The following is a 19578-nucleotide window of genomic DNA, read 5'->3' as shown; positions in this document are numbered from 1 at the left end:
TAATATGAGTAGATTAAATCAACAAACTTTCAATAGCTAAACGATAACCTTTTATGCCAAAGCCAGTTAAAACACCTTGACAGTTTTTACCGGTTAAAGAGACATGACGATATTCTTCGCGGGCATAAATATTAGATATGTGCACCTCGACCACAGGGGTTTTAATGGCTGCAATCGCATCAGCAATAGCAACGGAAGTATGGGTGTAACCTCCTACATTAAGCACTACCCCATCATAACTAAAACCAACTTCATGCAATTTATTAATAATTTCGCCCTCAACGTTACTCTGATAGTATTCAATTTCTATATCCCGATAAACCGTTTTTAATTCTTTAATATAATCTTCAATACTGGTGTTTCCGTAAATAGATGGCTCGCGTACACCTAATAAGTTTAAGTTTGGGCCGTTAATAATTTGTATTTTCATAATATAATGTTGTAACGTTGCAATGTTATAAAAAATCTCAAATAAAAGCATGCTTTGGCCATCATATATTAAAGGATTTAAATCGTATTTAAAGTTAGAGCGGTCGTTATCTGGTAATTCTGTTGATGCCTACCTGAGTGATATTGATAAATTGATCCAGTATTTTCAATTTTTAAACGTCGAGCCTAAACTAACTGAAATTACCATCATTGATCTAAAATCATTTATCTCTTGGTTGAATGAACTGGGTATGCAAGCCAGTACACAAGCCCGGGTAATATCAGGATTAAAAGCTTTCTTTGCCTATTTAATGCTCGAAGATGTAATTTCAACTGATCCAACAGCATTGCTCGAAGCACCAAAACTCAGCAGAAAATTACCAGATACTTTGAATATATACGAGATTAATGAACTTATTTCTGCCATAGATGCTTCAAAGCCTGAAGGCATGCGTAATAAAGCTATTATGGAAGTGTTATACGGCTGCGGCTTGCGTGTAACTGAATTAACCGAACTAAGGATCTCAAATGTTTTCCCACAGATCGAATTTATAAAAGTAATTGGAAAAGGAAATAAAGAACGTTTAGTGCCCATTGGAAGCGTAGCCTTAAAACTTCTCGATATTTACATCAATGAAGTACGTGTACATGCTAATATTAAAAAAGGGCATGAAGATTTTATCTTTTTAAACCGTTTTGGCGCTAAACTTTCGCGTATTTCGATTTTTAACCTGATTAAAAACCTGGCTATATCTACCGGATTAAAGAAAACAATCAGTCCACATACGTTAAGGCATTCCTTCGCCACACATTTAATTGAAGGTGGTGCCGATTTGCGTGCCGTACAGGAAATGCTTGGCCATTCGAGCATTACCACTACAGAAATTTATACGCACATTGATAGAGATTATTTAAGAGAGGTAATTACGCAGTTTCATCCGAGGGCTTAACAGAAGAGCAGAAAGGCTAAAGTTAAAAGACCAAAGCATCTTCAACGTAACCCGCCATGCTATATCCCTTTAATTATAGATCCTGAAACAAGTTCAGGAGGACGAATGGAGAAACCATGTTATTAGTTACTTCTGATCCCCGACCGCTGACATCGGACTTACTGCCCTCACCATCCTGTCTTTGCCTTGCATATCTTGTCTTAACTCAATATTAATAAAGCCTTTAGCAGCTAACATTTCAATTGTTTCGTTACCTAAATATTCGTTGATTTCAAAATAAAGTCGCCCGTTGGTTTTTAGGTTTGTTCTTGCAAAATCAGCAATAGTTTTATAAAATATTAATGGGTTTTCATCACGAACAAATAATGCTAAATGTGGTTCGTACACCAACACATTATTATGCATATCCGCTTTCTCTAAATCTCTGATATAAGGTGGGTTACTTACGATGATATCAAACTTCTCTTCAGATTTGAAAGTCAAAATGTCTGCTTCAATAAATTTAATCCTCACATTGATCTGTTCTGCATTTTCTTTGGCTACTGTAATGGCATTAGCAGAGACGTCCAATGTAGCTACTTCAGCTTTTGGTAAATGTTTTTTAAGTGTGATGGGAATGCATCCAGAGCCGGTTCCAATGTCAAGAATACTGATTTTATGGTTGGTATTAACTGAAAATTGCGGACTGTTATCTGAAATGATCCAATCTACCAGTTCTTCTGTTTCTGGCCTCGGGATAAGCACTTGTTCGTTAACTTTAAACACAGCACCGTAAAAATGGGCTTCTTCCAAAATATGTTGAATGGGTTTTCCGATCTGCAAATCGTTGAGAATGCTCAAAAGTTTCCGCATATTGATAAAGCTGATATCAATATCTTTTTGCATGATCAATTTAGCTGAAGATAAAGCCAAAACTTGCTCGGCAGCAATACTAAATAATGCTTTTGCTTCATTACTGTCGTATAAAGGCTCAAGTTCGAGTTCGTAATGCGCCGCTAATTCTCCTATCTTCATATTTACAAAATTACTTAATTGGGATGATAACAGCTCTCTTTTGATAAGGCCATGACTCTTTTTTTACTACTTTTGCCCTAATGAGCGATGAATTTTATATAAAACGTTGTCTTGACCTGGCAGCGTTAGCTTTAGGGAATGTTAGTCCGAACCCGATGGTTGGCTGTGTTATCGTTGTAGACGGCAAAATTATTGGAGAAGGATATCATCAGGAATATGGAAAATCGCATGCCGAACCCAATGCCGTTAAAGCTGTTTTTGATAAACACGGTGATGAGGCCGAAAATCTCTTGAAACAGGCTACTGCATACGTTAACCTAGAGCCATGCGCGCATTTTGGCAAAACGCCTCCCTGTGCTGATTTATTGGTAAAACATCAGCTAAAGAAAGTAGTGATTGGCAATAGAGACCCTTTTTCAGGGGTTGATGGCAAAGGTATTGAGAAACTCAAAAATGCAGGAATTGAAGTGGTGAGTGGAATTTTAGATGATGAATGCCGCTATTTCAATAGAAGATTTTTTACCAGGATAGAAAAACAAAGACCATATATCATTTTAAAATGGGCCGAAACCGCAAATGGTTATTTCGCAACAAAGGATGGTCACCAGAAATGGATCAGTGGCGCTTTGGCCAAACGTTTGGCGCATCAATGGCGTAGCGAAGAAGATGCAATCCTGATCGGCAAGCAAACTGCCATTATGGATAATCCGCAATTAACCGCTCGGGAATGGACAGGTAAAAATCCAATCCGTTTGGTAATAGATAAGAACCTTCAGGTGCCAATAACGAACCATATCTTCAATGCAGCAGCCAAAACCATTATCTTTAATGAGGTTAAAACTGATGTTATTGAGAATATCCATTATATCCAGATGGAAGATATGCACTTTTATTTAGCCCAAAAAATCGCCTTTCAGCTTTACCTGATGGATATACAATCGGTAATTATTGAGGGCGGCGCCAATATTTTAAATCAATTTTTAAATACCAACCTATGGGATGAAGCACGTATTTTTACTTCATCTACCAGCTGGAGCGATGGGGTTTCTTCTCCAAACATTAATGGAAATCTGCAGGAAACAGTGCAAATCGGAAATGACAAACTCTCTATCTATCTAAACGACATCAAATAAATGATCTACATTATTTTAAGCATTTGCTGTAGTGTTACCGTAGCCGTTTTATTAAAGCTGGCAAAGCGGTACCAAATCAGTATTATTCAAGCCGTTACCATTAACTATCTTACTGCATTAAGCTTATGTTTTCTTTTTTTTAAGCCCGATGTTAAACTGATCACCTCTACCGCACCATGGCCTATTTATATTGCCCTGGCGATTCTATTGCCGTCGATATTTTTATTCCTTGCGGCATCGGTAAAAAACCTCGGCATAGTCAAAACAGATATCGCACAACGTTTATCGCTATTTATCCCGATACTGGCGGCTTACTTTATTTTTAAAGAAGATTTTAATAACCTGAAAATTATTGGCCTGGCGATTGGTTTTGTGGCTATTTTTTTAACTTTTCTTCGAAAATCGGATCAGGAAGAAAGTAATAAAGGAAGTCTGCTCTACCCCATTATGGTTTTCGTCGGTTTTGGGGTAATCGACGTCCTTTTTAAACAAATTGCATTATATAAAGAATTGCCTTATACCACCTCGCTTTTTACTGTTTTTTGTCTGGCATTTATGGTTTCATTGCTTATTGTAATTTCGATGGTAATGGCTGGCAAAATAAAAATACAACTGGTAAATGTGCTTTGCGGATTTATTTTAGGCTTCTTCAATTTTGGGAATATCCTTTTTTACATGAAAGCCCATAAAGCGCTGGCAGAAAATCCATCTACCGTTTTTGCAGCGATGAATTTAGGCGTAATCATAGTAGGCACCTTAATTGGTGTTATTGCTTTTAAAGAAAAGCTGAGCAAGTTAAATTACGCAGGCATCATCTTCGCTATTGCTGCTATTATTTTCATTACACTATCGCAAAATGCTGTTCGATGATTCTTATAAAACCATCGAAAGTGCCTCAGAGGGTATCTTTCGAGATAAAGGAAGCAAGTTTATTGCATACGCCTATCCTATCCGTAGTGAAGTAGAATTAAAGCCGGTTATCACCAAACTTCGCGCAGAACATGTTAAGGCCAATCATTTTTGTTATGCATATCGTTTAACACCAGATCGATCTGTTTATCGAATGAATGATGATGGCGAACCTTCGGGTACCGCAGGCAGACCTATTCTGAACTGTTTATTATCGGAAGACCTGACTAATATTCTAATCGTTGTTGTACGTTATTTCGGTGGAACCTTGCTGGGTGTTCCAGGTTTAATTAATGCATACAAAACGGCTAGTGTTGACGCAATTAAAGCAGCTTCGGTTATCAGCAAAACCGTGAATGATGTTTACGAAGCGCATTTCGATTACCTTCAGATGAACGATGTAATGAAGTTGAGCAAAGAGGAGAACTTACAGATTTTGGCGCAACAGTTTGATACCAATTGTATATTGAAATTTGAGGTCAGAAAAGCACAACTCAATCAGGTTTTAAGTAAATTTGATAAAATTGAAGGTGTTAAGTTAAAATACCTGCAAACTGTTTAATAACCACGGATTAAAAGGGGGAACACAGATAAAATCTGAGTGAATCATTGAAATCAGCGGGCAAGATAAACCAAATATGAAAATATCCGAAAGCGACTTAATCATCAATCCTGATGGAAGCATATACCACTTAAACCTTTTACCGGGTGATATTGCTGATACTGTAATTACCGTTGGCGATCCTGACCGCGTTGGCGAGGTAAGCAAATATTTCGACAAAATAGAATTTAAAAAAGGTAAACGCGAATTTATCACCCATACTGGTTATTTGGGCAAAAAACGCGTTACCGTACTCTCAACAGGTATTGGTACGGATAACATTGATATTGTTTTTAATGAGTTAGATGCCCTGGTTAATGTTGATTTTGAAACCCGTGAAATTAAAAAAGAGCTTACTTCATTAAATATTATCAGAGTGGGTACCTCTGGCGCTGTTCAACCGGATATTCCGATGGGAACAATTTTAGCTTCTTCTTACGGCTTAGGGATGGATGCCTTAATGAATTATTACCTTCAACAATTATCTGGTGATGAACAGATTTTAATGGATGATATCAAAGCACACTTTGGGCATCTTAAAAATATCAATCCTTATTTAACGGCAGCGAGTGAAACATTATTGAATACGATTGGAAAAGACATGGCGAAAGGCATAACCATTACAGCGCCTGGCTTTTATGCCCCACAGGGTAGAATTGTACGTGCTAAAAACTCGGTTCCCGATTTTATTGGCTTAATTAACAGTTTTAAAAGCAATCAGCACCGCATTACCAATCTGGAAATGGAAACCGCAGGGATTTATGCACTAGCCAAAGTTTTGGGTCATAATGCAATTTCTGTAAATGCCATTTTAGCCAGTCGTGTAAATTTCGAATTTAGCAAAGAACCAAACAAAATTGTAGCGCAAGCGATAAAAATGGTGCTTGAAAGAATTTAACTAAAAATCTATTGAATGTCAGATGGTAACATCTGACATCACAGAAGTAGCTTAAATATACGATCAAACCTTACGGATATTTTCTTTTACCAATTCATTGCCTTCAGCATCTAAATAAGTACAGGTCATTTCTTCGAGGTCGGTCACCCATTTCTCTACGCCCGCATCTGCAGCTTGCTTGCAAAAGGTAAAATAATCGGTTTCTCCCTGCTGATGTATTTTCAAAGCATGTGTTAACTTACCAGCAGATGGTTCATCATTTATAATCAAAGTCGGATATTCATCAGGACTGATCTGTTCGACATTATCTTCATCATCGAAATAAATCGACAGGCCATTGGATACATATACATCGTTTCGCTTAACACCCATTTCCTTAATTTCTTTAATAAACTGAGGAAAATCTGCACCAGTTTTAATTTTTGATTCTGCTGCACGGATGTCTTCGATGGTGAACATAATTATTTGATTAGTGAAACTTTGTAAATCGTTGTTTGCGTATACAAATCCTCTGGCCTCAAAATAGTGCTCGGGAAGGTTGGAATATTAACTGCATTTGGATGATGTTGAGTTTCTATGCAAAATGCCCCGTAACTTCCATAATCCTTTCCGCCTTTACCATTTTTAACATCTAAATATTTTGCAGTATATAGATGTGCTACCGGTTCTGTGGTATATACGCTTAAAACTAAACCACTTTCTTCTTCAATTGTTTTACTTGCTAACGATAAGTCGCCGTAAATTTTATCCAGAACGTAGGTTTGGTCGTAACCTTCTTCCTCATCCCAATCCTGACCTATCGCTTTAGATTTTGTAAAATCCATGTGTGTACCTTCAACAGGGATCAATTTGCCTGTTACAGAATAGTTGCTGTCCTGTTCAAGGTAATTTGAAGCGAAAATCTGCTGTTTGTGGTTTTTAATATTACCTCCGTTTGGTGCTAAGTTAAAATAACCATGGTGTGTTAAATTAATTGCAGTAGCCTGGTCAGTTTCTGCTTCATAACTTAAAATCAATTCATCATTTTCGGTAAGTTCGAAAGTTAAATCAACGATCAGGTTTCCAGGAAAATTCTCTTCGCCATCTACACTTTCATATTGTAACGTAACCGACGCTTGTGGTCCATCACCTAGCTCAATAACATCCCAAACTTTTTTATCAAATCCCACAATACCGCCATGTAAGGTATCGGTACCTGCATTTTGTGCCAATTGGTACGTTTCCTCGTCAATGGTGAACCTGCCATTTTTAATGCGGTTTGCATAGCGACCAACTACAGCGCCTAAATAGGCCCCATTTGCCAGATAAGCCGGATCAAGATATTCATCAAAAGTGTCGAAACCAAGAACGATATCCTGCTTTTCGCCCTTAGCGTTTTTAACTACAAATTTGTTAATAATCGCACCATAATTGAATATTTTCACATAAGTGCCTTTACTGTTGGTTAGTTCGATTGCGATAACTTCTTCGCCATCAATAATTTTTCCGGTAGGTATTTGCTGAACGCTCATAAATTGTAACTTAGGGCTTTTGTTTCCTAAACAAACATACTATTATTAATGCTTTTTATAAATATATTTTAGCCAAATGAACATTAACCTTGAGGAAAAATTTGCCGAGCAATACCATAAAAAAGCTGATGCCGTTTATTTTACCCCCGGGCGTGTTAACCTGATAGGCGAACACATCGATTATAATGGCGGTTTAGTTATGCCCTGTGCCATTACCCTGGGAACCTGGGTGGCCATTGCCCCAAATAATGATCATAAATTCAGGTTTAAAAGCTTAAACTTTGAAGTTCAAACTGAGGTAACAAGCAATACCACAAACGATAAAGATGGCAGCTTATGGGCCAATTACCCTATAGGTGTGATCAACGAATTTATTAAAGATGGAAAAGAAATTAATGGAATGGATTTTCTGTTTTATGGAAACATCCCAATCGGATCAGGGCTCTCCTCTTCAGCTTCTATAGAAATCGCCACAGCTTATGCTTTAAATACTTATTTTAATCTTGGTTATGATCAACTGGAACTGGTTAAAATCGCCAAACGTGTTGAGAATGATTTTATAGGCTTAAATTCTGGTATTATGGATCAGTTTGCAGTTGCTTTTGGCGAAAAAAACAAAGCGATTGTTTTAGACTGTGAGACCTTAAAATACAAAATGGTTGATGTTGACCTGGGCAATTATGTTTTGGCCATCATCAATACCAATAAACCAAGAGAATTAGCAGATTCTAAATACAACGAGCGCGTAGCTGAATGCCAAACCGCACTGAAATTGCTGAACCAGGAAATAACACTTCATTATCTTTGCGAATTAACTGCTGAGAAATTTGCATTACACAGCCATTTAATAACAGATGAAACTATTTTAAACCGTGCAGCACATGTGGTTAAAGAAAATGATCGGGTTCATTTAGCGGCTAAAGCCTTAAACGGCGGAAACCTGGAAGAATTTGGCCGCTTGATGTATGCCTCGCACGAATCATTAAAAACATTATATGAAGTAAGCGGAAAAGAATTGGATACAGTAGTAGATTTTTGCACAGATTATGAGCATGTTATAGGTGCCCGTATGACCGGTGCCGGATTTGGCGGATGTGCAATAGCTTTGTTAGAGAAAGGCTTTGAAGAAGACTTTGCAAAACATTTAACCGATTATTACGTAGATAAGATTGGCTATCCCGCTGCGATTTACATTAGCGAAATTGGCAATGGCCCACATTTAACAACAGATACTTATGGATAAGCACAGTTCCGAAATTATATCCAATCGATGTAATCCCTCAATCTGTGTAATCAATTAAAATAATGAGAAAATTAAAATTAGACGAGCTTAATCGTCCGGATATTGAAGCGTTTAAAGCACAGGAAAAATTACCTGTTGTGGTGGTGTTGGATAATGTGCGCAGTATGCACAACGTAGGTTCGATATTCCGCACAGCCGACGGATTTGCATTGGAAAAAGTTATCCTTTGTGGTATAACGGCTCAACCGCCGCACCGCGAAATTGAGAAAACAGCGCTAGGCGCTACGCAATCTGTAGATTGGATTCATTATACCGATACCTTACAGGCAGTTGATGCCTTAAGGGCCTTGGGTTATGAGATCATTGCAATAGAACAAGCCGAAAACAGTACCATGCTGAACACTTTCCAGCCCGATCAGGATAAAAAATATGCACTGATTTTTGGAAACGAGGTTGATGGTGTGAGCGACGAAGTGATGGCAAAAATTGATGAATGTATCGAAATTCCTCAATTTGGAACCAAACATTCCTTTAACATCGTAATCTCTGCCGGTATTGTTTTTTGGGATTTCTTCGCTAAATTGAGGCTGTAATTCATCTATTTTTTAACCACAAAGAACACAGAGAAAGGGCGCAAAGGACACAATGTTGATCAGACTTATAAAATGGAAAATTTATTATTAAAAAAACTTCAGGTTAAACCTAACTACACTGTTAGGGTAATAAATGCACCCGAGGATGCGGTTACCATTTTTGGTGAGGTCGATCCATATATCGCTATAAAATATACTGAAGAAGTTTATTTTAAAGTATTAATCATTTTTACCACGAGCACAGATCAACTTAACCAGCAAATTGAAAGTAATATTTGCCATATTGATGCAAAAACTATTTTTTGGGTATTCTATCCTAAAAAATCTTCAAAAATCAAATCTGATCTTGATCTGATGAAAAGCTGGCAAGAGCTTAAAAAGTTTGGTTTAACACCCTGTGCTTCAGTTGCAGTAAATGAAACCTGGACTGCCCTGCGTTTAAAATTCATCACCGAGGTAAAGCCATCAGGCTTGAGAAATGATCATATTAAGACCAACGAATTTGGCGGATATATAGATCCAATAAATAAAACCGTTACACTCCCTGAAGATTTAAAAACCCTTTTAGAAAGCCATCCTAAAGCATTAGATTACTTTAACCAACTCGCTTACTCCCACAGGAAAGAATACGTACTTTGGCTTTTATCTGCGAAACAGGAAAAGACGCGTACAAACAGGCTCGAAACAACACTCGAGATGTTACTGAACAATAAGAAAAATCCGTCAGACAAGTAGAATTTAAACTACTACACAAAGGTTCTTTTTAATTTTTTGTATAGAATACTATACAAAAATCAACGTGATTTCAGTTACGTAGTAACATTTTTGCGAAATTTATTTACTCTCCTAATCTTCTGATAACATGCTATTTGTAAGAAAAACAATGCTTTTGGCAGGGTTTTTTCTTAGCCCTTGCAAAACAGTATGATGTAAAAACTGTTAAGAGACTAATATTTACAAAATAGAAAAACATGAATACAAGGATTACTAAATCAACAATGTTGATTGCTTTATTAGGTTTATCATCACAATTATTTGCACAGGAAACGCCAACCAGCACAAGCGCTGCAGGCCGTTTCTCTCCTACTCAATTCCGTACCTGGTCTATTGGTGTTCATGGAGGTTTATTAACCCCAAGAACTATTTTTGGCAATTCGAACCATCAATTTGAAACTCCAGTTGAGCACATCGGTTACGGTGGTTACATTAAAAAACAAATTTTACCTTCTTTAGGTATTCAAGCCGATTTCTTGGGCGGTAAAGTTGAAGAATTGAGATTGGCCAATGGAGTTGACGCAAATGGAAATACTACTTATGCTGCAAACACAGGTTATAAAACCAATATCCAATGGTCGGGTGCTTTATCTGCAGTTTGGAATGTAGCAAACATTAGCATCAACCAAGAAAATGCAGTACTTATCCCTTATTTAAAAGCTGGTGCTGGTTATATGTCGTCAGGCGCTACCACAACTCCTAATACCAATGATGCCGGTTCTTACAGAGAAGGTTGGTTTGTACCAGTTGGTGCTGGTTTAAAACTAGGTGTAGCTAAAGGTATCAATGTCGATTTAGGTTACGATGTTAACTTTGTTAAATCGGCTAAATTTGATGGATTTAATGGTTCTACAAACGATAGGTTTGCCTATGCACACGCTGGTTTAGAGTTTGCCATTGGAGATAAATCAAAACCTCAGTTACAAAACTATAGCTCATTGGCCAATTTAAACAAGCAAACTGCTGAGGAAAGTGCTGAATTAAGGAGAGCATTATCAACCGCTGAGCAAAATGCACAACGCGATAGAGAGCAGTATGCTAAAGATCTAGGCGATGATGATAATGATGGTGTAGCAAACAAATTCGATAAATGTCCTGGTACTGCATCGGGTACTGTTGTTGATGGCTCTGGTTGTCCGATCAAAGTTCAACGTGAAGTAATTAAAGAAACTAGAGTAATTACTGAAGCTGACCGTAAAGTTGTTAAAGATGCGATTTCTAACTTAGAGTTCGATTTAGGTAAATCAACTATCCGTTCTAAATCATTTGCTACTTTAAATCATGTTGCTGGTTTATTGGTTGAGAAAAACTTCAGCTTAAAATTAGCTGGTCATACTGATAATACCGGCGGTAGAGAATTAAACTTACGTTTATCTAAAGACAGAGCAGAATCGGTAAAAGCTTATTTAGTATCTCAAGGTGCAAATGCATCAAGAATCGAAGCTACAGGTTACGGACCAGACCAACCAATTGCAACAAACAAAACTGCAGCTGGCCGTCAACAAAACCGTCGTGTAGAGTTTACTTTATACTAATGGTAAATAAAAGTTAACAAAAAAGCTCCTCAGATTAATTTCTGAGGAGCTTTTTTTATATACGTTGCGTCATGCTGAATTTACTTCACTGTTGTCCGGTTAAAATTGATATAGAAAATAAATGGAGGTTTATTAGTTAGCTAATTTGTTTATGTTTTAAAATCTATTTCCAAGGTTCCCAATTTTAAACGGTCAGGGTGTGTAGCTTGATCCCGCCCTTGTTTCGTCGTTTATCTTGCCGGTACTGGGCCCAGCGGGTATCCGTTGAAAAAGTGTGATGGTGAAAGAACCCACAATGAAGCGTTTATCATATTGTTTTAACTGGCTGTCTGGTAAAAGATGCTGATGCCGTTTATACAAACTGGTAATGAAACAAGGTCAGTATGACGACCGCATAAAAAACAAAAAAGGTCGTGGTGCAAACCACGACCCTAAAAATATAGAATTTAAACCTACTATGCGTATGCAACCGCATCTTTCGATGCGAGTTTAGTTGTTCCCATCAAGTATTCGTCTACCTTACGGGCAGCTTCTCTACCTTCTGAAATGGCCCAAACTACTAATGATTGTCCGCGGCGAACATCACCTGCAGCAAAAATCTTAGCAATATTGGTTTGGTAAGTGTGTTCAGATGCTTTTACGTTTCCGCGGTTATCCAATTCCACACCTAATTTCTCAATTAAACCTTCTTTTTGAGGATGTAAGAAGCCCATTGCTAAAAGTACCAGTTCGCATGGAAGATCTCTTTCGGTACCAGCTACTTCTTTAAAAGTAACCGGACGTCCGTTTGCATCAATTTCCCACTCTACATCAACTACTTTTAATGCTTTAAGGTTTCCTTTTTCATCAGCAATAAAGTTTTTAGTATTTACCGACCAAGCCCTTTGTGCACCTTCTTCATGAGAAGAAGTATTTTTTAGCAACATTGGGTAATTTGGCCAAGGCATATGCTCGTTACGTGCCTGTGGCGGCATCGGCATAATCTCGAATTGTGTAACTGATTTCGCACCATGGCGGTTTGAAGTACCAATACAGTCAGATCCGGTATCGCCGCCACCAATTACGATTACATTTTTACCGGTAGCCATAATATCTTCCGTTTCAACGGCTCTGCTCGCTACACGTTTATTTTGTTGTTTCAAGAAATCCATTGCAAAGTGAACCCCTTTGGCAGAACGGCCATCAATTGGTAAATCGCGTGGAATAGTTGAACCACCAGCCAATACAATCGCGTTGAAATCGCGTAACAATGTACCGATCTCAACATTCTCGCCAACATTGGCATTACATTTAAAAATAATACCTTCTTCTTTCATTAAATCGATGCGGCGATCTACCACATTTTTTTGTAGTTTAAAATCAGGAATACCGTATCTCAATAAACCACCCGGAGCATCGTCACGTTCGAAAACGGTAACTTCGTGTCCAACTTTATTTAATTGAGCAGCAGCAGCTAAGCCCGCAGGACCTGAACCAATTACAGCTACTTTTTTACCAGTTCTGATTAATGGTGCTTTTGCTTTGATAAATCCTTTTTCGAAAGCAATTTCGATGATGTGTTTTTCAATTTCTTCGATAGAAACCGGCGGGCGGTTAATGCCTAATACACATGCTGATTCGCATGGCGCAGGGCAAATTCTACCTGTAAATTCAGGGAAATTATTGGTACTTAGTAAAATATTTGCAGCTAATTCCCATTTACCTTGATAAACGGCGTCGTTAAATTCTGGTATCACGTTACCCAATGGGCAGCCCGATTGGCAGAAAGGTACGCCGCAATCCATACAACGGGCAGCCTGATTATTTAATTCTTTTGAGGGTAATTCATTTAAAAATTCCCCGTAGTGTTTTACACGTGTTGCAGCCTCTTCTTTAGTGGGCGCAACTCTATCGTATTCTTGAAATCCTGTTACTTTTCCCATGGCCTAGTGTGTTTTTACTTGTTGATTACGTTTGCTTAAAACTGCTTTGTATTCTTTAGGGAATACTTTTACGAAATGAGCAGATTGAGTTTTCCAGTCGCTTAAGATAAACTCAGCTACTTTACTATCCGTTAAGCGGATATGCGTTTTAAGTAAAGCTAAAATACGCTCCTCATCCTCAGCTTGTAATGGATCAAGATCAACCATTTCTTTATTGCATTTACGTGCAAAAGTTCCGTTGGCATCATAAATCCAGGCTACACCACCACTCATACCAGCAGCGAAATTGCTTCCGGTATCACCAAGAATCAGCACTTCACCACCTGTCATATATTCGCAACCATGATCGCCCACTCCTTCAACAACAGCTGTTGCACCAGAGTTACGCACGGCGAAACGCTCACCTGCTTTACCACGGGCAAATAACTCACCAGAAGTTGCACCATACAGGGCTACGTTACCGATAATGATATTTTGCTCAGGGATAAAAGTTGAGTTTGAGAAAGGATAAATGGCCAATCTTGCGCCCGATAAACCTTTACCCACGTAATCGTTCGCTTCACCTTCTAGTGATAATGTTACCCCACGGGTATTGAAAGCACCGAAACTCTGTCCGGCCGAACCAACAAATTTAAAGTTGATCGTGTCAGGAGGTAAACCAGCGCCTAAATGAACTTTCGAAATTTCATTTGATAACATGGTACCCAGTGCACGGTCGGTATTTTTTACATCGAAACTGGCAAAAACCGGTTCGTTATGATCAATAGCAGGTTGTGCAGCAGCAATTAATTTATGATCTAAAACATGATCCAAACCATGATCCTGGCCTTCAGTATTAAATAAAGGCAGACCATTTTCTTCAGCTTTATATAATATCGCTGATAAATCAAGGTGTTTCAATTTCCAGTCTTCAGCAGGCAGTTCGCGTGCTTTTAAAATATCAGCCTGGCCAATCATTTCGTGGATGGTTCTGAAACCTAACTCAGCCATAATCTCACGTAATTCCTCCGCAAGGAAATAAAATAAGTTCACTATGTGATCAGCATCACCAGTAAATAATTTTCTTAATTCCGGATCTTGTGTTGCTACCCCTACCGGACAGGTATTTAAATGGCATTTACGCATCATAATACATCCCGAAGTTACTAAGGCTGCTGTCGCAACCCCCCATTCTTCAGCACCTAATAATGCAGCGATAGCGATATCTCTACCCGTTTTAAGCTGACCATCTGTTTGTAACACGATACGGTTACGCAATTTGTTTTTTACCAAAGTTTGGTGTGCTTCTGCTAAGCCTAACTCCCATGGTAAACCAGCATGTTGAATTGAAGTTAAAGGAGATGCTCCTGTTCCACCATCAAAACCAGATACCAGAATCACATCGGCATGTGCTTTAGCAACACCCGCGGCGATAGTACCCACGCCAGCTTTCGAAACCAGTTTCACATTGATCCTTGCTGCACGGTTAGCATTTTTCAAATCAAAAATTAACTGCGCTAAATCTTCGATCGAATAAATATCGTGGTGAGGTGGAGGTGAAATTAAACCAACCCCTGGCGTAGAGTGACGAACTTTTGCAATCCAGTCATCCACTTTGTGTCCTGGTAGTTGTCCACCTTCTCCTGGTTTAGCACCCTGAGCCATTTTAATCTGTAACTCATCAGCATTGGTTAAATAATAACTCGTTACACCAAAACGTGCAGAAGCAACTTGTTTAATAGCTGAACGCATGCTATCGCCATTTGGCAATTTGGTATACCGCATTTCATCTTCACCACCTTCTCCGGTATTGCTCTTTCCACCGATACGGTTCATGGCAATTGCTAAAGTAGAGTGTGCCTCATGAGAAATTGAACCGAAGGACATTGCCCCGGTTGCAAATCTTTTTAAAATTGCTTCAGTAGATTCTACCTCATTTAAAGGTACCGATGGACGGCTATAGTTAAATTCGAACAATCCACGGATGGTATAAGCTTGTTGTGTTTGCTCATTCACCAGCTTAGAGTACTGTTTGAAAATATTGTAATCGTTTTTACGTGTTGCGTTCTGCAACAAGTGGATGGTTTGTGGGTTAAACAAATGCGCTTCACCTTTACGGCGGAATTTATAAGTTCCACCTGCTGGCAACAGGTTTTCGGTTTCTGTTAACGGACCAAAACTGCGGTGATGTTTAATTAATGTTTCTCTTGCAATTTCATCCAGTCCTAATCCACCGATACGTGAAACCGCACCCGTAAAATAAGTATTTACTACTTGCTTATTTAATCCTAAAATCTCGAAAATCTGTGCACCCTGGTATGATTGCAAGGTAGAGATTCCCATTTTAGAGAAAATTTTAAGTAGACCACTATTTACCGCGTAGATATAGTTCTTGGTAAGCTGCTCTGTTGATAAGCCCGATTCTTGTTTAAACTCATTAATGGTTTCCAAAGCCAGGTAAGGGTTAATTGCGGTAACGCCAAAGCCCAGTAATGTGGCGAAATGATGTACTTCCCAAATATCACCAGCCTCTATCACAATACCTACAGCACCACGGTATCCCTTGCGGATTAAGTGATGGTGTACAGCAGAAACCGCCAATAAAGAAGGCATTGCAGCATGCTCAGAGTCAATAGCCCTATCGGTTAATACAATTACCTGGAAACCATCTTCAACTGCATCAACCGCATAACGGCATAAACGGTCTAAGGCTTTTGCCATAGCGCCTGGTTTGCCATCAGCCCTGAAATAAGTCTGTAAAGTTTTCGCCTGGAAAACACCTGTATCAATACTTCTTAACTTTTCTAATTCCTGATTGGTTAAAATTGGATGTTTAATGGCTACACAGTGCGCTTGTTTTGGTGTTTCTTCCAATAAGTTACCCATGCTCCCCATAAAACTGGCCAAACTCATTACCACTTTTTCCCTGATCGGATCAATTGGCGGATTGGTTACCTGAGCAAATAACTGCTTAAAATAAGAAGATAGATGCTGAGGCCGTTTTGATAAAATAGCCAATGGTGTATCGGTACCCATCGAACCGATCGGTTCTTTACCTTCAATAGCCATAGGTTTAAGCAAAAGATCTACATCTTCTCTGCTGTAACCAAAAACCTGTTGATATTTAAAAATAGACTCTGTAGATAAGCCGGTGAACATTACACGTGGCTCAGGTAATTCCTCTAAACGGATCTGGTATTGATTAATCCAATCGGCGTAAGGGCTTTTACTACAAACTTCTTCTTTAATTTCGTTATCACTGATAATCCTGCCCTGCTCCATATCCACCACGAACATTTTGCCAGGTGTTAAACGGCCTTTTTCGATTACGGTACTTTGGTCGATGGCTAATGCACCGGCCTCAGAGCCCATAATTACGCGGTCATCAGAAGTAATGGCATAACGGGAAGGGCGAAGACCATTACGGTCTAAAGTAGCACCTATTAATTTACCGTCGGTAAAAGCAATCGCTGCAGGTCCATCCCATGGCTCCATTAAAGTAGCATGGAATTCGTAGAATGCTCTTTTAACAGGATCCATATCTTCATTACCATCCCAGGCCTCCGGCACCAACATCATTAATACATGAGGCAGGGTCCTTCCTGAGTGAAGTAACAGTTCTATAACATTATCCAAACAGCCTGAATCTGAATTGGTTTCATCAATTACAGGTAATAACATATCTAATTCTTCAGGCGTAAAGTAAGCCGAAGCAAAAGATTTAACGCCTGCTCTAAACCAGTTTAAATTTCCTTGTAAAGTATTGATCTCACCATTATGTGCAATAAAGCGGAATGGCTGGGCCAATCTCCACGAAGGGAAAGTATTGGTGGCAAAACGTGAGTGAACTAAACCTAAAGCAGAAACCATGCGCTTATCGGTTAGATCGGTAAAGTATGTTCGTACCTGTAAAGAAGTAAGCTGACCTTTATATATAATGGTTTGCGCAGAAAGCGAAACAATATAAAAATCTTTACCACCATGAACGGTGTTTACGATCAGTTTAATCAGGTAATTTTTAAAAATATAAAGTTTACGTTCGAAATCTGCCCCTGGTGCCACTGCATAAGGACGGGCAATAAATACCTGCTCAATTTCTGGTTCAACAGAAAGGGCCATATTGCCAATATCTGTTGTGTCAACATCAACTTTTCTAAAGCCTAAAATTTCCAGGCCTAATTTTTCGGCGGCACGGTAAATCAATTCTCTGCACTCTTCTCTCGATCTGATATCTTTTGGCATAAATAACATACCTACACCATAGTTATTGGTTTCTGGTAGGCTAAAGCCAGCTTTTAAACATTCGTCGTAAAAAAATTCGTGAGGAATCTGAATCATAATACCTGCACCATCGCCTGTATTTGGTTCTGCTCCACATGCCCCTCTATGATCTAGATTCTCTAAAATAGTAAGTGCATCAGAGATGATTTGATGCGATTTTCGCCCTTTCACATGTGCAACGAACCCAATACCGCAGGCATCGTGTTCAAATTGCGCATCGTACAATCCACTGTTTGGTTCCATTCTTTGCTCGTTAGTTGTTAGTGTATAGGAAACACTAAGATACGAAAAACAAATCTTAAATTACAGAGTTGATATGATTTTTAGAAAAATTTTAGTTCTTAAGTAATTTAAAGCGTTTCGATTGAAAAAATGATAATGATAGCGATAAATATTTATCAAATTTATAATGGTAATATTGTACAATAAATTTGCTTTTTCTGTAAAATTCAGACCTAAAACGTTTTAATTAATGATTTATTTATGAATATTTAATTTATATATAAACATTCTGCTTGAAAAATTGTTTATCTTGTATTTCCTGCTAACTTCTAAAAATACACATTTTAATTTTATTAATTTACTAATCAGCTACATAGCCTAAAAGAGAAAAAAAATACAAAAATGCATTTTGTGTAACAACTTCTTTTTCTACCTTTGTGGCCGGGCAAGTCTTTTACGACCAGCTCCCTTTGAACTCCCCCAGGGTGGGAACACAGCAAGGGTAGAAGGTTGTAGCGGTGCGATAGAAGGTGCTTGCCCTTTTTTTCTTTTCCCTTAATCCCCTGAAGGGGGAACTAAATTCTTCAGGGTTCAATCATAGAAACTCAAATATTTAAGAATTTATAAACATGAAATTTTTTATTGACACAGCAAATCTTGATCAAATCAAAGAAGCGCAAGATCTTGGCATTTTAGATGGCGTAACCACCAACCCTAGCTTAATGGCGAAAGAAGGTATTACTGGCGAACAAAATGTAATTAACCACTACAAAGCGATCTGCGATATTGTTGATGATAACGTAAGTGCAGAAGTTATTGCTACTACTTTCGATGAAATTGTTAAAGAAGGTGAAGCTTTAGCCGCTTTAAACCCGAAAATCGTAGTAAAAGTACCAATGATTAAAGATGGTGTTAAAGCCATTAAATATTTCTCGTCAAAAGGAATTAAAACCAACTGTACTTTAATTTTTTCTGCCGGACAGGCATTATTAGCTGCTAAAGCTGGAGCTACTTATGTTTCTCCGTTTTTAGGCCGTTTAGATGATATTTCTAGCGATGGTTTGGTTTTAATTGAAGATATCAGAACTATTTTTGATAACTACGGTTACGAAACTCAGATTTTAGCTGCATCAATCCGTGGACCATTACACATTGTAAACTGTGCTAAATTAGGTGCTGATGTAATTACTGCACCTTTGGCTGCTATTGCAGGTTTATTAAAACACCCACTAACAGATAGCGGTTTAGCTACATTTTTAGCTGACCACGCTAAAGCTGCCAGTAAGTAAGTTTGGAGTTTTTAGTTTGGAGTGTTGAGTTCCAAACGCATAAAAAAGACCTAAGTTGTTATTTAACTTAGGTCTTTTTTATTTTATGGACATCTTACGAAACCTCAATGGACTGAGCCTGGCAGGATTTCGTAAGTATTAAGCGGGGAAAAGCGCATTAGAATTTCAGAAGCTTCTGACTTACGAAGTTATTCATCCGCTCCTTCCCTTTCTAAACTCCTAAGTCATTGCGATTTTTTTTTTGGAGCGCAGAAACAGTGCTCGTAGGTTTCTGTAGTCCTGCTCATATCTTTAC

General features: G+C 38.3%; 16 protein-coding genes and 1 other RNA gene. 11 read left to right on the top strand and 6 right to left on the bottom strand.

Translation table 11 applies throughout. The annotated features are described in order from the left end of the window. Positions 1–13 precede the first annotated feature (13 nt). Positions 14–430, bottom strand: coding sequence for a type II 3-dehydroquinate dehydratase (aroQ, locus tag J7E57_RS25685; protein ID WP_215132342.1), 417 nt, complete (start codon positions 428–430; stop codon positions 14–16). Positions 431–479: 49 nt separating this feature from the next. Here aroQ and xerD point away from each other — a divergent pair, with 49 nt between their 5' ends. Next, a complete protein-coding gene (xerD, locus tag J7E57_RS25680; RefSeq protein WP_215132344.1) occupies positions 480–1379 on the top strand; it encodes a site-specific tyrosine recombinase XerD in 900 nt (299 codons plus the stop codon). 126 nt (positions 1380–1505) lie between these two features. Here xerD and prmC read toward each other — a convergent pair whose 3' ends face one another. Further along, entirely contained in the window at positions 1506–2393 is an 888-nt protein-coding gene (gene prmC, locus J7E57_RS25675; protein WP_215132345.1) for a peptide chain release factor N(5)-glutamine methyltransferase, read from the bottom strand. A gap of 80 nt (positions 2394–2473) precedes the next feature. On the opposite strand from prmC, the gene ribD reads away from it, so the two are divergent. From ribD to J7E57_RS25655, 4 genes are all read left to right on the top strand, one after another. Beyond that, positions 2474–3526, top strand: coding sequence for a bifunctional diaminohydroxyphosphoribosylaminopyrimidine deaminase/5-amino-6-(5-phosphoribosylamino)uracil reductase RibD (gene ribD, locus J7E57_RS25670; RefSeq protein ID WP_215132346.1), 1053 nt, complete (start codon positions 2474–2476; stop codon positions 3524–3526). Beyond that, on the top strand, positions 3527–4396 hold the full coding sequence (locus tag J7E57_RS25665; RefSeq protein ID WP_215132347.1) for a DMT family transporter: 870 nt from the start codon (positions 3527–3529) through the stop codon (positions 4394–4396). Further along, positions 4383–4997, top strand: a complete 615-nt coding sequence (locus J7E57_RS25660; protein ID WP_215132349.1) for an IMPACT family protein — start codon at positions 4383–4385, stop codon at positions 4995–4997. The genes J7E57_RS25665 and J7E57_RS25660 overlap by 14 nt, the downstream gene beginning before the upstream one ends. Before the next feature lie 76 nt (positions 4998–5073). Then, positions 5074–5934 carry a nucleoside phosphorylase gene (locus J7E57_RS25655; RefSeq protein ID WP_215132350.1) on the top strand — a complete coding sequence of 287 codons (861 nt, stop codon included), beginning with the start codon at positions 5074–5076 and terminating at the stop codon, positions 5932–5934. Between the two features lie 63 nt (positions 5935–5997). On the opposite strand, the gene J7E57_RS25650 is transcribed toward J7E57_RS25655, so the two are convergent. Continuing rightward, positions 5998–6393, bottom strand: coding sequence for a DUF1398 domain-containing protein (locus J7E57_RS25650; protein WP_215132351.1), 396 nt, complete (start codon positions 6391–6393; stop codon positions 5998–6000). 2 nt (positions 6394–6395) lie between these two features. After that, the gene (locus J7E57_RS25645) at positions 6396–7445 is read right to left on the bottom strand and encodes an aldose epimerase family protein (protein ID WP_215132352.1); all 1050 of its coding nucleotides are present in this window, start codon (positions 7443–7445) and stop codon (positions 6396–6398) included. 76 nt (positions 7446–7521) lie between these two features. Here J7E57_RS25645 and J7E57_RS25640 point away from each other — a divergent pair, with 76 nt between their 5' ends. The 4 genes from J7E57_RS25640 (at position 7522) to J7E57_RS25625 (ending at position 11590) form a co-directional block, all read left to right on the top strand. After that, complete coding sequence (locus J7E57_RS25640) at positions 7522–8688, top strand: galactokinase (RefSeq protein WP_215132354.1); 1167 nt, start codon at positions 7522–7524, stop codon at positions 8686–8688. Between the two features lie 62 nt (positions 8689–8750). After that, entirely contained in the window at positions 8751–9281 is a 531-nt protein-coding gene (locus J7E57_RS25635; RefSeq protein ID WP_029274397.1) for an RNA methyltransferase, read from the top strand. Between the two features lie 72 nt (positions 9282–9353). Continuing rightward, entirely contained in the window at positions 9354–10016 is a 663-nt protein-coding gene (locus J7E57_RS25630; RefSeq protein ID WP_215132355.1) for a YdeI/OmpD-associated family protein, read from the top strand. 236 nt (positions 10017–10252) lie between these two features. Beyond that, positions 10253–11590, top strand: coding sequence for an OmpA family protein (locus J7E57_RS25625; protein WP_215132356.1), 1338 nt, complete (start codon positions 10253–10255; stop codon positions 11588–11590). 455 nt (positions 11591–12045) lie between these two features. Here J7E57_RS25625 and J7E57_RS25620 read toward each other — a convergent pair whose 3' ends face one another. Then, the gene (locus J7E57_RS25620) at positions 12046–13512 is read right to left on the bottom strand and encodes a glutamate synthase subunit beta (protein WP_215132358.1); all 1467 of its coding nucleotides are present in this window, start codon (positions 13510–13512) and stop codon (positions 12046–12048) included. 3 nt (positions 13513–13515) lie between these two features. After that, entirely contained in the window at positions 13516–18015 is a 4500-nt protein-coding gene (gene gltB, locus J7E57_RS25615; RefSeq protein WP_215132359.1) for a glutamate synthase large subunit, read from the bottom strand. A 422-nt stretch (positions 18016–18437) separates the two neighbouring features. Here gltB and ffs point away from each other — a divergent pair. Then, positions 18438–18537, top strand: an RNA gene (ffs, locus tag J7E57_RS25610) — signal recognition particle sRNA small type. A gap of 86 nt (positions 18538–18623) precedes the next feature. Continuing rightward, positions 18624–19283 (top strand): fructose-6-phosphate aldolase, encoded by a 660-nt coding sequence (fsa, locus tag J7E57_RS25605; RefSeq protein WP_215132360.1) that lies wholly within the window; start codon positions 18624–18626, stop codon positions 19281–19283. The last annotated feature ends 295 nt before the right edge of the window (positions 19284–19578 follow it).

The sequence above is a fragment of the Pedobacter sp. ISL-64 genome (assembly GCF_018613605.1).
GTDB lineage: Bacteria > Bacteroidota > Bacteroidia > Sphingobacteriales > Sphingobacteriaceae > Pedobacter.
This window is presented reverse-complemented; position numbering and strand designations above follow the sequence as displayed.